The organism is Acidovorax sp. IB03 (genome assembly GCF_016406015.1).
Lineage (GTDB): Bacteria > Pseudomonadota > Gammaproteobacteria > Burkholderiales > Burkholderiaceae_C > Acidovorax > Acidovorax temperans.
This window is the reverse complement of the sequence record NZ_JAEFCH010000044.1, coordinates 1-13,168: the sequence shown is the minus strand read 5'-3', so window position 1 is coordinate 13,168 and position 13,168 is coordinate 1. Positions and strand designations below refer to the sequence as shown.

At 60.4% G+C, this 13,168-nt stretch carries 12 protein-coding genes; 5 read left to right on the top strand and 7 right to left on the bottom strand.

Translation table 11 applies throughout. From position 1 onward, the window contains the following. Positions 1-202: 202 nt before the first annotated feature. From IHV84_RS17770 to IHV84_RS17760, 3 genes are all read right to left on the bottom strand, one after another. A complete protein-coding gene (locus tag IHV84_RS17770; protein WP_198847856.1) occupies positions 203-2,065 on the bottom strand; it encodes a LeoA/HP0731 family dynamin-like GTPase in 1,863 nt (620 codons plus the stop codon). An 18-nt stretch (positions 2,066-2,083) separates the two neighbouring features. Beyond that, on the bottom strand, positions 2,084-4,354 hold the full coding sequence (locus tag IHV84_RS17765; protein WP_198847855.1) for a hypothetical protein: 2,271 nt from the start codon (positions 4,352-4,354) through the stop codon (positions 2,084-2,086). A gap of 266 nt (positions 4,355-4,620) precedes the next feature. After that, entirely contained in the window at positions 4,621-5,112 is a 492-nt protein-coding gene (locus tag IHV84_RS17760; RefSeq protein ID WP_233100109.1) for a hypothetical protein, read from the bottom strand. Between IHV84_RS17760 and IHV84_RS20520 the strand changes: the two genes are divergently transcribed. Beyond that, positions 5,111-5,407: a hypothetical protein gene (locus tag IHV84_RS20520; RefSeq protein ID WP_233100108.1), complete on the top strand. Its 297-nt coding sequence runs from the start codon at positions 5,111-5,113 to the stop codon at positions 5,405-5,407. The genes IHV84_RS17760 and IHV84_RS20520 overlap by 2 nt on opposite strands. 104 nt (positions 5,408-5,511) lie before the next feature. Here the strand turns inward: IHV84_RS20520 and IHV84_RS17755 are convergent, their stop codons facing one another. The 4 genes from IHV84_RS17755 to IHV84_RS17740 form a co-directional block, all read right to left on the bottom strand. Beyond that, complete coding sequence (locus IHV84_RS17755; RefSeq protein WP_198847854.1) at positions 5,512-5,892, bottom strand: TM2 domain-containing protein; 381 nt, start codon at positions 5,890-5,892, stop codon at positions 5,512-5,514. A gap of 49 nt (positions 5,893-5,941) precedes the next feature. After that, complete coding sequence (locus tag IHV84_RS17750; protein WP_198847853.1) at positions 5,942-6,313, bottom strand: zinc ribbon domain-containing protein; 372 nt, start codon at positions 6,311-6,313, stop codon at positions 5,942-5,944. A gap of 300 nt (positions 6,314-6,613) precedes the next feature. Further along, a complete protein-coding gene (locus IHV84_RS17745) occupies positions 6,614-6,772 on the bottom strand; it encodes a hypothetical protein (RefSeq protein WP_170207432.1) in 159 nt (52 codons plus the stop codon). A gap of 70 nt (positions 6,773-6,842) precedes the next feature. After that, positions 6,843-7,700: a YafY family protein gene (locus IHV84_RS17740; protein ID WP_233100107.1), complete on the bottom strand. Its 858-nt coding sequence runs from the start codon at positions 7,698-7,700 to the stop codon at positions 6,843-6,845. A 213-nt stretch (positions 7,701-7,913) separates the two neighbouring features. On the opposite strand from IHV84_RS17740, the gene IHV84_RS17735 reads away from it, so the two are divergent. The 4 genes from IHV84_RS17735 (at position 7,914) to IHV84_RS17720 (ending at position 12,958) form a co-directional block, all read left to right on the top strand. Beyond that, complete coding sequence (locus tag IHV84_RS17735; RefSeq protein ID WP_198847851.1) at positions 7,914-8,978, top strand: homocysteine S-methyltransferase family protein; 1,065 nt, start codon at positions 7,914-7,916, stop codon at positions 8,976-8,978. Positions 8,979-9,183: 205 nt separating this feature from the next. After that, positions 9,184-10,137: a tRNA 2-thiocytidine(32) synthetase TtcA gene (ttcA, locus tag IHV84_RS17730; protein ID WP_233100106.1), complete on the top strand. Its 954-nt coding sequence runs from the start codon at positions 9,184-9,186 to the stop codon at positions 10,135-10,137. A gap of 36 nt (positions 10,138-10,173) precedes the next feature. Next, on the top strand, positions 10,174-11,610 hold the full coding sequence (gene yegQ / locus IHV84_RS17725; RefSeq protein WP_198847850.1) for a tRNA 5-hydroxyuridine modification protein YegQ: 1,437 nt from the start codon (positions 10,174-10,176) through the stop codon (positions 11,608-11,610). A 247-nt stretch (positions 11,611-11,857) separates the two neighbouring features. After that, a complete protein-coding gene (locus tag IHV84_RS17720; protein WP_198847849.1) occupies positions 11,858-12,958 on the top strand; it encodes a hypothetical protein in 1,101 nt (366 codons plus the stop codon). The last annotated feature ends 210 nt before the right edge of the window (positions 12,959-13,168 follow it).

The following is a 13,168-nucleotide window of genomic DNA, read 5'->3' as shown; positions in this document are numbered from 1 at the left end:
GGCCTCGGCTTGCGGCACTTCGCTGTACGTCCATCAGACCCAGCCTTCTGCAGATCTGATCAGCTTCTAATACCCATCACAATAAAAGGTGCTACGGCTTCATTTGTGAAGGATGATCTTCCCAAGGAGTGTCGAGAGCGCGAGAATCAAGCGCGATGAGCGCTCGCACCTCGCTCAATGCGTAGCAGAAGACCCCGTGAGATCAGGAGAACAATCTGGACCAGAGCGAGTTTTTCGCCGGTTCAGTATCAGTTTGAGGCTTTGCGGGCGGAGCCTTTGGTTCGATGGTTTTAATGATCGGCGTGGTGTCTATCACGATCTCCGGCACGCTTTCCCAAGCTGCCTGATGATTTCCGTCGTGACTGCTGATCTCGCGAAACTCAGCGTCGATGGCTGTGCCGTCGTCGTACCACCTCTTGAACCCCACTTGGCGTTCATGCAGCGCGACCATCTCACGGTCAATGGAGCTGAGTTGCTGCTTGAGAGTCACGAAGGCTGGGAAGAACCGGTCGGCAAAGTCAGATGCGTCGATCAGCTGAATTACTTCCTTGGACTGCTCCTGGAAGTTGGAAATCATGCCCTCGATCACCTTGGCAAACTGTGCCTGACGCTCCTGTTCCTTGTAGCTATCCCATACCTCAAGTGCTATGCCCAGAAACGCCACCGCGCTGCCGAGGCCGTTCGCCAGCTTGGTGGCACCCCAGGGTTTGAACTTGAGATACTTGCTGACGTCCAGTCCCACCATTTTCGTGGCGGCATTTAGCCCATCGCGAGCCAGTAGGATATTGTCTTTAGTGATGAAACCCGGTTGTGAAAGGAACTTGACGCCCTTTTTGCTCATAGCGTTCAACACGTCGTCGTAATGCTTTAACTCGTTGTTGACGTTCATCTGTATGCGGTACAGATCGGTGTTGATGCTGCCGATTTCCTCGCTGAATATTTCCTGGATGCGCTGCTGCACCAAGCAACCTTCATTTCCAATCTCGCGGTGCATGAAGTCATTGAAGGTTGCTAGCCCGACTTTCCGGGTTTGCAGTTGCAGATCTTCGAAGTAGCGTAACAGGCGACCACGAAGTCGGGTCTGTGCTTGCCCGATGTTGCCGTGAACTTTTTGCAGTTCGTGGGCCTGGCTTTGCTTGATCTCGGTGATCCGCCGCGCTTCGTCCGCCAGCAGAGCGTATGCCTCCTTGGCGGCAGGCAGTTGTTGGGTGATGATGTCGGAGATGATGGATTTCTGGGTTTCATTCGCCAGCGAGATCAGTCCTCCATGGCGCTTAATCTTTTGTTGAGTAGCACTCTGCAGCACGCCGATGCGCGAGAGTTTGCGGAATTCGGACAGATTGCGCAACCAGTGGTCGACGCCCATGTCGAAGGGATTTGCCGAGACGGCGACGACAGAAAGATCGCTCTGTTCCTGCGGAGTCAGTTCCAGCACATCGTTCAGTCGCTTGATTACCGAGTTCTTCTTGATGAGAAATTTGTCCTGAAAATCAGTTTCCTCCGCCACGTCTGCAACGTCGTCAAAACGGCTGAGAACGAACACGGTGCGAGGCAGTAAGTTGAGCGTTCGGAAAAGCCATTTCAGATCCTCCGCGTGACTTTCTTTTATCGGGTTGGCGGAATTCATCACATACAGCACCAGGTGAGCTTCGCTCACGTAGTGCTTTGTGATGTCTTTGTATCTCTCGATTTCCTGGCTAGTGGCATTGGTTTTTTCCTTGAAGCCGAAAAGCCCGGGCGTGTCGATGATCTGCAGTTGGTCCTTGTATTCGTAGATATGAACTTCGCTGGATGACTCCGACTGGCTGATGTTCATGCTCTTGCGATCCAGTTCCTCCAGCCAAGCGGCGGCGATCGATGTCTTGCCTTCGGAGAAGCCCCCGATCAAGGCGACCTTGAGCTTCTGCTCCGTCGCTTCCCGCACCGATTTCTCCAACTTCATTACGAGATCCGGATGGACATGGACGCCCAGACTGCTTCCTTCCTGCACGAATGTGCTGAGTTTGGACAGAATTTTGAGGGCTTGCTGTTTTTGCTGTTCGAATGAATTAATTGCGCTGGTCATGTGACGTTGCTCCGGTATTCAGGCGATTGCGGCTTCTGTAGTCGGCGTGGGGGCTGCTGTAGAGGCCGGCTTGGAGACGAGCTTGTCCCGCAGCGAGGCCATCTTGACAGCGATTTCCTCCAGCGCCACCTTGGTGTTGAGGCTCTGTTCGTAGGGTATGCGCATCTGGGTCTTGGTTGAGTGCAACGCCTCCTCGATCTTGGCGCTCGCCGATTCGAGATTGCCGTCCAGCATCTCCGTGAGCTTCTCGAACACCTTCTCGATATTCTCGTCAGCGGATTTGCGCTGCTGCTCCTTCTTGTAGTCGCTGCTAAAGAAGCTGCGCACGGCCTTGTAGAAACTGAACACGAGACCGACCGCACCGATCACTGCCGCAGTGGTCCAACCCACCGGGTTAGACCCTAGGAACGATGCCCAGACCAGCGCCGCAGCACCGCCCAGCGTCGAGATCAGGCCCACGACGTTGACTCCATTGCTCATCGTGAAGTCGGTGTTGAAGCTCAGTTTGAGCGACGAGAACGGGTCATCGATCGTGTAGTGCAAGATCTCGCTGACGTTATTCTGATTCTTCTGGATGATGGTTTCGGCCTCATCGGTGAATGACTTGAATACCGTGGCGAAGCGTGCTTCCAGATCCCGGCCGACGCTGGTCTTGAGTGCCTCGATCTCACCTGTCAGGTATTCCTTGAAATCGTCGTTGCTCTGGTCGCTCTCGATGTAGTCATAGATTGCTGAGCGCATGGCGGACTTCTTGCCGCTCAGTTCGTCATGGCATTCGCTCTTGAGCTTCTGCGCAGTCCCTGAAAGCAGTCCATCGATTTGAGAGGAGGCGGATTTCTGCTGCACGTCTAGCTTCTGTGCAGCTTTGGCGAAGTTGTCTCGCGCCTGATGTAGGTGACTGATGCCGTCTTGAAGGCAACTGCGAATTTTCTTTATATTGGCATCACGGATCTTGGTCTGAAAGTTCTGGCACAGATCCGAACGCAGGAACTGGAGGAAGGCATGCATGCCGCTGCGCTGGAGAATTTCATCGCGCCCCATCGATGCGAGGAACTTTTCACGGTTTCTGAGATGGGGATTGTTGGGAACCAGACAGGTGGCAGCCGCCAGAAAGGCGGGCATGCCGCTGACGCAGACATGTCCCTTGTAGGTTTCTGTGCCCAGCGAAGCGGCCAAGGATTTGCCCATGTCGGCCAGACCGACGGCATCGTTCTGGTTGATCAAGGTCTGACCTTGCAGAACCTGCGGGTTGGTGGCGCTCTTGTTGAAGATCGCCCAGACTTCGGTCTGCCTGCCCAGCTGACGTTTGATCTTGTCGATAGTGCCTTCCTGTCCGTCGCTGCCGGAGCCGGGCGGGGTGGCGTTGCGCGTCACGTAGAACACCGCGTGGGCTTTTTTGACGGACGAGTCGATGGCGTTCATCACCTGCTTTTCGTCGCCTTCTATGCCGGGCACGTCGATCAATTGGAACTGCTGGCCTCCGGCCACGAAGCGGTAGGAATGCGACTGAAGCGTGAAGTCTGAGCGCCCGTTGCCGATGATGCTTCCATCCTGCAGCGGAACCAGTCGCGCGAACGCGCTTTCCACGTTAACCTTTTCGCCTGTCTTGGCCGTCAGTTTGGCCTGGATCTTGCCGGTCTCGGTGGCGATGGCTTCCAGTCTGGCCCGGTTTCGGGCCTTGAGCTGCACGAGTTCCAGCTCCTGCTCCGGCAGGGCCTTCTCCTCGTCCAGTTTTTTGAAAATGCGCATCAGCTTCTGCCAAAAGTTCAGCTGTTTGCGCTTGTGCTCGATGGTGGCCCTCAGCATGTCGAGGCTGGCCGCTTGATGCCGCTCCTCACCCGCCAACTGCTGTGTGATCTGGTCGGCATGTTGTTGGCTGTCTGCTAGTTGAGCCTGCAGCTTCTGAATGCTCAGCTCGAGCGACGCAAGGTTCTCGGGATCCACGCGCAGGTCCTTGGCTAGATCCCTGAATTGCTGCTGCGTGGAGAGCTTGTCGCTATCGCCCAGCAGAATGCGAAGCGTCTCGATCAGGGTGGATTTGCCAGCGTTCGTCTCACCGTAGAACGCGATGGTGAACGTGTCCCATTCGGACAACTCGCGCAGCTCCTGTATGTCTTTATTAGTCCGGTCGCGCATTTTTTCCAGCAAGACTCTGGAGCTGGCGATCGCACTTTCCATATCCTGATTGCTACTGGTCGCTGAGTCTTTCTTGAGCACTGCTGCAAGCGACTGATCGACCAGCTGCATCACTTGGTCATAGAGCTGATTGGTTTTGTTCGTGTTAGACATGCATACCCGTTGTAGTTTGCTGACTGGTTGGCCGAAGTTTGATCCGGCCGCGACTCGTCGGTGCGACCCTGCATCCGACCTGCGATGGTTTTGAGCTGAGAGGCCGCAAGCTGCTAGTACGCGCCGCAATGTATCCAAATGTTTGGATTGAATTACGGCTCACCGCGTCGTTGTGTCCTCGCGACCAATGATATTTGGGGCATGAGTAAGTGGATGGCTGAGGCGCTACGGGCATGGCTTTTTTCTTTGAAGGGGCTTGTGCAGGTTCACCGCACCACCAGCCCGTTCTCCATCAACGTCCCCTTGCCATCCCACCGATACACCGCCTTGCTCATCCCCGCCTTCTTCTGTGCAGCCGCGCTGTCAAACGGCCCGGCGAACCCCACCATCGTCACCGTCACGCCTGCTTTCGCATCGAAGCTGGGGTAGATGAGGTCGGAGCAGGTGCCAAAGGCGGGCGATATTTTGAGGCCTTTGGCCGAGAGTTGCACGATGCGGAATTGCGCGAGGCAGGCGCTGCCGCCGGTGTCTTGCAGCAGCAATACGTCGTCTGCGCCCCATTCGTAGCGGGCGACGATATGCAGGTTGCTGTTGCCTTCGATGGCGGGCTGCACGGGTTTGCCTTTAAAGAGGAGGGCTTTGTCGTCGTCGCGCACGCTTACGGTGCCAAAGCGGGTTTTCACGGCCGATTCGTAGCCGTGTACCAGTGTTTCGACGCCGATGGGGCCTAGGGCTTTGGTGATTTCGTACCAGCCCATGGGTTGCTCTGAAAAAGTGAGCGCTGAAGTCTCATCCAATATGCGCAAGGTGGATTTTTCAACCTTACACAGCATGCCGGGAAGGCAATTTTTCAGGATGGCTTTGCCTGCGGGGGATTGGTTTTTGACGGCGTATCCCACCAAGTCGCCAGATTCCGGGCTGACGGAAAAGAGTGCGGAGTGGGTGGCACCTTTTTCGAGCAATCCTTCAACGGTTTCTGCGTTGATCGTTGTGCTGAGCAGGGTGGCGAGTGTGGCAACAGTCAGGGTGAGAGGTTGTTTGAAAGACATTTGATGGGCTCGTTAAAAAGGAGCCTCACGCCAATTGTTTCTAAAGTTTAAGCGGGCGTGAGGCGGGTTTCAGGTGCGGTGAGCGGTTTTTTTGTGGGGGTTGGCTTATCACCACAAGAAGGCAAACGGTCCGTCCATACGCGCGGCCTTTTGTGCGAACTCTGGCTGTTTCAGCGTGAGGTAGCGAATGCCCTCGACCAGCGCCACCAAGGCAGGGATGTAGGTGAGGCACAGCACGATGTAGACGATGCCCCAGCCCCATGCGCCGGTGTAGAACTTGTGGATGCCGATGCCGCCCAGCAGCAGGGCCAGAATGCCTGCGGTAACTTTGCTTTTCTCTGGTGGCAGCTGTGTGTTAGGTGGTGATGCCCGGCCTTGGCGTTGTGGTGCGCCGCATTGGGGGCAGGCGACAGCGGTGATATGCAGGGGTTTGCTGCAGCCATGGCAATAGGTCATTTGGCTGGAGATGGTTTCTGGGGTTTGATCCATGGTGGCTCCGAGGGTTGAGATGGGTTGGGGCGTAATGCGGCGGGTGCCTTCAAAGCCGGGTGCCGCAGGTGCCAAGCAGTGCAATGGCGGCCATCACCAGGGCAACGATGGCCATGCCTTTGCCGCGTGTCTGCTTGGCCAGGCTGACGCTGGCCAGCACGGTTGCCGTGGTGATGAACAGGAAGGAGCCCAGTAGCTGGTCTTGGTCCCAGCCGTTGGGGTCGAACAGGGCTAACAGCGGGATGGCGCTGCATACCAGGGCGGGGACGGGTAGCCACAGGGTACCGGGCAATGGGGTATCTGGCCTGTGATTGGATTGCGCTGGTTGGGCGTTCTGGCCGGGCGCTTGCACGGCTCCGCATTGCGGGCAGCTCAGGGCGGATTCGTGGATTTGGTGTCCGCAGGCTCTGCAGTAAGACATGGTGTGTTTCCAGTTGGCAGTGGTGAATGCGTTCGTTGGCTCTTGTGTGCAGGCAAGGCTTCGCCCTGCCTGTGCGGGGGCACAGGTTCAAAAATGTGGTGTTGGGCGGGTTGCCTTCTAGGCGGTGTGGAGTCGGTAGCAGGCTTGTTGCCGCGTCATCCGCATCGCCATGTGGCAGGGCTGTGGCTTATTGATTTGGCATCTTTCCACCTGGAGTGCCCGTCAGGGCTGCGCTGGGCCGAGCTTGGTGTGGCGCTTCGACAGGCTCAGCGTGAACGGGTTGGGTGGTTGCATCCTGAATCAAGATCCATCGTCAACGCTACGCTGGCCCAGGCTGCTGGCCACTTTGCGCCGCAGGTGGCCGATGTAGGTGCCTAGCGTGGCGGTGGACACAACACCTGCTGCAAATACGATGGCGAAGGCGGCCAGGGTTTCCAGGGGCGAAGGTTGGTTGTTCATGGCGTGGTTCCTTGTCAGGCGGGGTAATGGGGATGTTTGCGGGCGCTTGAGCGGGCGCTGGGGCGGGCGTTTAAGCGAGGTTCAGGTAGGCCTTGAGCTGCAGCTCCATATCGGCTTGCAGGCTTTCGGGGCTGATGATGCGGACGTGGGGTATCCACGCTCGAACGGTGGGCCAGATTTGGTTGGGGTGTGCAATCTGCCCTGACAGGATGAGGCCACCGTCCTCCAGCTCTTTGATGGTTTTTTGCCCGGCGATGAGTTTGCGCTGCTTGAAATAGGTGGCCACCTCGGCGGCCACTTTGATGACGACTTCGGTTTTTTGCAGGTTCAGCCAGATGCTGTCTTCTTCCGCCAGGGTTTGGTCGATGGCTGGGTCACGGGTGAAGGGGTCGTCTTGGTTGAAGAAGGGCGCTTCAATTTTGGTGAGCGTGTAGCACTTGAGCTTGTCTTGATCGACTGCAGCCAGGTACCAGATGCCGTCGTGGTTGATGAGCTGGTAGGGCTTGAGGCGCTGGGTCACCTTGGGGCCATCGGTTTTGAGGTAGCGAAAACCGACGGTGCAGCAACGGTCGATAGCTTGCTGCAACAGGTTGAAGGTGTTTTCGTGCCCACTCAGGTCTTCATAGCTGGGGCCACGCACCAGCAGGGCGTTTTGGTAGCTGGTTTGCAGCCAGCGGCGGATCAATGTGTCGTCCAACTGCGGGTACAGGCCTTCCAGCCCCGCAATTTCTGCAAAGCGTGTGATGTCTTGCAGCGACAGCAAACCCAGCTTGGACGCCGCAACGCGATAGCTGCCGTTTTGGACTTCCAGGTCCAGAAAATCCAGCTTTTCATTCAGGTCGCGCTGCACGGTGCGGAGGGTCACCTCGTACTCAGCGGCCAGTTTTTCTGGCTGCAATGCCTCGCCTTGGTTGAGGCGGCGCAGCATGTCAACCAAGCGCGTTGCGTACGTTGACGCAGTGGTGTTTCTGGACGGGGCGGATTTCTTCGTATGCATGTGGCGGTGGGCTGTAGATGCGTGATGGGGAAATCGTAAGCATCTGCTTTGCCAAACCGTGTCGTCGGCGCAATGGATTGCAAAAAATCTGCAAAAAGCCACATGCAAGGCCCTTTGGGGTGCACTTTCTACAATAGCGTCCCTATGCAAGCCCTTCACTACACCCGCGCCGCCCAACTGCCCGACATCCTCGCCCAACGCATCGTCATCCTTGACGGTGCCATGGGCACCATGATCCAGCGCTTCAAGCTGGGTGAGGCCCAGTACCGGGGCGAGGGCTACACCGGGCCAGACGGTGCAGGTGACCGGTTCAAGGACTTTCCCCGCGATGTCAAGGGCAACAATGAGTTGCTGAGCCTGACGCGCCCCGATGTGATCCGCGACATCCACGAGCGCTACCTGGCTGCGGGTGCCGACCTGATCGAGACCAACACCTTCGGCGCCACCACCGTGGCGCAGGAGGACTACCACATGGCCCACCTGGCGCGCGAGATGAACCTGCGCTCCGCCCAATTGGCGCGCGCAGCTTGCGACAAGTATTCGACGCCCGACAAGCCCCGATTCGTCGCCGGAGCCCTCGGCCCCACGCCCAAGACGGCCAGCATCAGCCCCGATGTGAACGACCCCGGCGCGCGCAACATCGACTTTGAAACCCTGCGCGCTGCCTACTACGAGCAGACCGAAGCGCTGGTCGAAGGCGGCGCCGACGTGCTGCTGGTCGAGACCATCTTCGACACCCTGAACGCCAAGGCCGCGCTGTTTGCCATTGACGAATTCTTTGAAAAGAGCGGCGAGCGCCTGCCCCTCATCATCAGCGGCACGGTGACGGACGCCTCCGGCCGCATCCTGAGCGGGCAGACCGTCACGGCCTTCTGGCACAGCGTGCGCCACGCGCGCCCCCTGGCCATTGGCCTGAACTGCGCGCTGGGCGCCACGCTGATGCGCCCCTACATCCAGGAGCTGAACCGTGTGGCCGAGGACACCTTCATCAGCTGCTACCCCAACGCTGGCTTGCCCAACCCCATGAGCGATACCGGCTTTGACGAGACGCCCGAGGTGACGAGCCGTCTGGTGCATGAATTTGCCGCCGAAGGTCTGGTCAACATCGTGGGCGGCTGCTGCGGCACCACGCCCGACCACATTGGCGCCATTGCCAAGGCGGTCGAGAAAGTGCCTGCGCGCAAGATGTTTTACCCGGCCGAAGTTTGAGAAAAACCGGGTTTGTAAGAAAATACGGCCCCAGCGCTTGATCTGCAAGCGCTAATAGCTATCAAAATAATAGCTACCATCCCCCGGCCAAAGGGCCTTGCCGCTGGGGGCTGCTGCAGGCGCCTTCACGGGTGGCGGCAGTCCGGGGTGCCGCATGGGCGGCACCTTGTTGTTTGTGCTTCGCTGGCCCCCACCGCCTTGATCCATGCTCTCCACTGCTGAAACCCCCACTGCCGCCGCCTTGCCTGTTGAAGCGGACGAAGCCACGCCCGCTGCCGATGCTGCGTTGGAACGCGAAGCCACCAAGCTCGAAAAGCGCCTGGTGCGCCAGGTGGCCCAGGCCCTTGGCGACTTTGGCCTCATTGAGGACGGCGACAAGGTGATGGTGTGTGTGTCTGGCGGCAAAGACAGCTATGGCTTGCTCGATGTGCTGCGCATGCTGCAGCAACGCAATGGCAACCGGTTTGAGCTGATCGCCGTCAACCTCGACCAGAAGCAGCCGGGCTTTCCGGCCCATGTGCTGCCCGAATACCTGACCAAGGTGGGCGTGCCCTTCCACATCGAAACGCAGGACACCTACAGCGTCGTCAAAGAGCACATCCCCGAGGGCAAGACCATGTGCAGCCTGTGCAGCCGCCTGCGCCGGGGCATTCTGTACCGCGTGGCCGACGAGCTGGGTGCCACCAAGATCGCGCTGGGCCACCACCGCGACGACATGCTGCAGACGTTCTTCCTGAACATGTTCTTCGGCGGCAAGCTCAAGGGCATGCCGCCCAAGGTGCAAAGCGACCGGGGCGACCACCTCATCATCCGCCCCCTGGCCTATGTGGCCGAAAGCGACCTCACGCGCTGGGCCGAGATCCGCAACTTCCCCATCATCCCCTGCACCCTGTGCGGCAGCCAGGAGAACCTGCAGCGCAAGCAGATCGGCCAGATGCTGCGCGACTGGCAGCAGCTGTACCCCGGCCGCATCGAGAACATGGCCGTGGCGCTGCGCAACCTGGTGCCCTCGCACTTCATGGACACGCGCCAGTTTGACTTCAAGGGCCTGGTGCCCAACGGCGTGGCGGATGCCGATGGCGACAAGGCGTTTGATGCCGAAGAACTTCCTGCGCAGGCCGTGGGCATGCTCGGCGGCCTGCCGCTGATGCCGCGCTGAACCTGACCTCTGACGATTTTTAGATTGGGCCACCCCATGACCACGCTCAAAGCCCCCGAACTCCTCCTGCCCGCTGGCTCGCTCGACAAGATGCGCGCCGCCTACGACTTTGGCGCCGACGCGGTGTACGCCGGCCAGCCGCGCTACTCGCTTCGCGCGCGCAACAACGAGTTCCGCATGGAGCAGATCAAGCAAGGCATTGACGAAGCCCACGCACGCGGCAAGAAGTTCTTTGTGACCAGCAACCTCATTGCGCACAACGACAAGATCCGCACCTACCTGCGCGACATCGAGCCCGTGATTGACTGCAAGCCCGACGCGCTCATCATGGCCGACGCGGGGCTGATCATGATGGTCAAGGAGAAGTGGCCCGAGCAAGTGGTGCACCTCTCGGTGCAGGCCAACACCACCAACTGGGCGGCGGTGAAGTTCTGGCAGAAGATGGGCGTGGAGCGGATCATCCTCTCGCGCGAACTCAGCCTGGACGAGATCGAAAAAATCCGCCAGGAATGCCCCGACATGGAGCTGGAAGTGTTCGTGCACGGCGCGCTGTGCATTGCGTACTCGGGCCGGTGTTTGCTTAGCGGCTATTTCAACCACCGCGACCCCAACCAGGGCACCTGCACCAACGCCTGCCGCTGGAACTACGCCACGCACGACGCCGACATCGACCCCACCACGGGCGAAGCCATCGCGCAAAAGATGGAAGGCGACTTCAACTTCGAGGCCGCGCAGCAAAAGGCCGAGCAATCGTTCTCCACCACCGGCAGCGGCCAGCGCCACCCCAAGGCCGACAAGGTGTACCTGATCGAAGAAGCGGGCCGCCCCGGCCAGCTCATGCCCATCATGGAAGACGAGCACGGCACCTACATCATGAACAGCAAGGACCTGCGTGCGGTGGAGCATGTGGCCCGCCTCACGCAGATCGGCGTGGATTCGCTCAAGATCGAAGGCCGCACCAAGAGCCTGTACTACGTGGCCCGCACCGCCCAGGTGTACCGCCGCGCCATCGACGACGCCGTGGCAGGCCGCCCCTTCAACCCCGAGCTGCTGATCGAGCTGGAAGGCCTGTCGAACCGCGGCTACACCGGCGGCCTGCTGGAGCGTCGCCCCAGCAACGACTACCAGAACTACCTCAGCGGCCACTCCGTCACCCAGCGCAGCCAGTACGTGGGCGAGGTGCTGGGCACCGAGGGCATTGCCGAAGCGGGCCTGTCGGGCGACTGGGTGCTGGTGGAAACCAAGAACCACTTTGCCGTGGGCGACCTCATCGAAGTGGTGCACCCCAGCGGCAACACTACCGTGCGCCTGCAAGAAATGCGCAACGTGGAAGGCCAGCCCGTGCAGGTCGCCCAGGGCAGCCCGGTGCGCGTGTGGATTCCGCTGCCTGCGCGCTATAGCGGTGCGCTGCTGGCGCGGGTCATCGAATCGCAGCCGCCTGCGGCAGCCGCAGAGCCTGCACTCGCTGTCTAAGGTGCTTGGGGTCAGTGCTGGAAGGTTTTAGGAAAAAAGTGCCTCCAGCGCACAACCCATAAGCGCAACCAGCTATTTATTTGATAGCGAATCGGCGGGACGGTTGCCCGCAGCCTGAACTGCCCCGGCCCCCTGTTCACCGGGGCGGATCAGGGCCAGAATGCGTTCAGTTCCCACCTCCAGGCGCGGTTGCACATTGCACAGGCGCCGGTCGCAGGTGGGCCACGCCACTGTTCACCGCTCCACCATGTCCATCCAGATGGATCCCCCCCGCAGCCCTGTGCCCGCCGTGGCGCAGGCGCTGGCCGAAGCCGCTTTGCAGCGGCAAAACATGCTGCTGGGCGCTGACAAGGGGGCGTCCGGCGTAGTGGTGCCCGGCGCTGGTGGCCCCGCGGGCGGTGTTCCACCTTTACCCGCGCCAAATCCCGCCACCCCTTTGGCTCCCCCGCCGCTGCCCGAGGGCGCCAGTGACCCGACGCTGGCGGATCGTGTCAGCCTCTCACCCCGCGCCAGCCAAGCGCTGCAGGCGCAGGGCCAGACCCCCGCCGCTGCGCCGCCCACTGGGGCGACCCCGCCAGGGCGGGGCGTGGCGGTGCCACCAGCGGCCATCCCTACCCTGGCTGCTGCGGGTGCCGGGGGCGTGACGGGTGCGGCGTGGCCTGCCAGCGGGGTGTCGCCCGCCATGCGGGGTTTGTTGGATGCGCTGGTGCAGCAACTGACCCCCGCCGCACCCCAGCGTGTGGTGGCGGTGCAGCCCTGGGGCGCGGGGCTGGGGGACGCTGGCGGCCTGCCTGCAGACCCCGACCTGCCCCCGTTGCAAACCTGGCTGGTAGGCCAGGGCCTGTTGCACACCGAACAAGGGCCACGCGCATTCACCGCCACGCTGCGGGTGCCTGCTGCGTGGCTGCAGAGTTTGCCCGCCGCTTCGTCACCCTCCAGCCCCACGCCATCGGGCACGCTGCAGGCGGCTTTGGCGGGGCGCAGCCAGGCGCTCACCAGCGGGCTTTTTGCGCTGGTGCTGCAGCCAGGTGTGGGGGCGGGCGAGCGAGCGGCCGCCACCAGTGCCTTGTTGTCGCTCGAGTTGGCCCCCTGGCAGGGCGCCGCCGCGAGCGTGGTGTACGGGCGCGACCAGCTCCAGGCCCGCAACGACCCGTGGCTGCAGATGCTGGCGCTGCAGGCCAGCGGCTATGGGCGCGAGGAGGAAGAGGCTGACCAGCGCCGCCGTGCGCGCGGCCATTGCGACACGCCCGGTTGCCCCTACGCAGGCCGTGCGCCCTGTGAGCAACCCTTTTGCCTGGCCATGCGCGTGGTGCCCGTGCAGGCCGTGCCCCCGGTGGGCGGGGTGTGATACGGATTTGCCTTCACCCGTATCACGTCGTTGGTTCGCCTTGCCGTGCTACAGCACTGTCTGCGGCTTCCCGCCTAGTGATTCGGCTGAATCCAAAACCGTAACAATCCACCTTGGTGCGCCCATGCCATGGACATAAAAAACCGCCCCGTGGTGGCAATGCCGCTCAGTTAAGTCTGAGCGGCATTTTTTTGACGGGATACTGGGTCT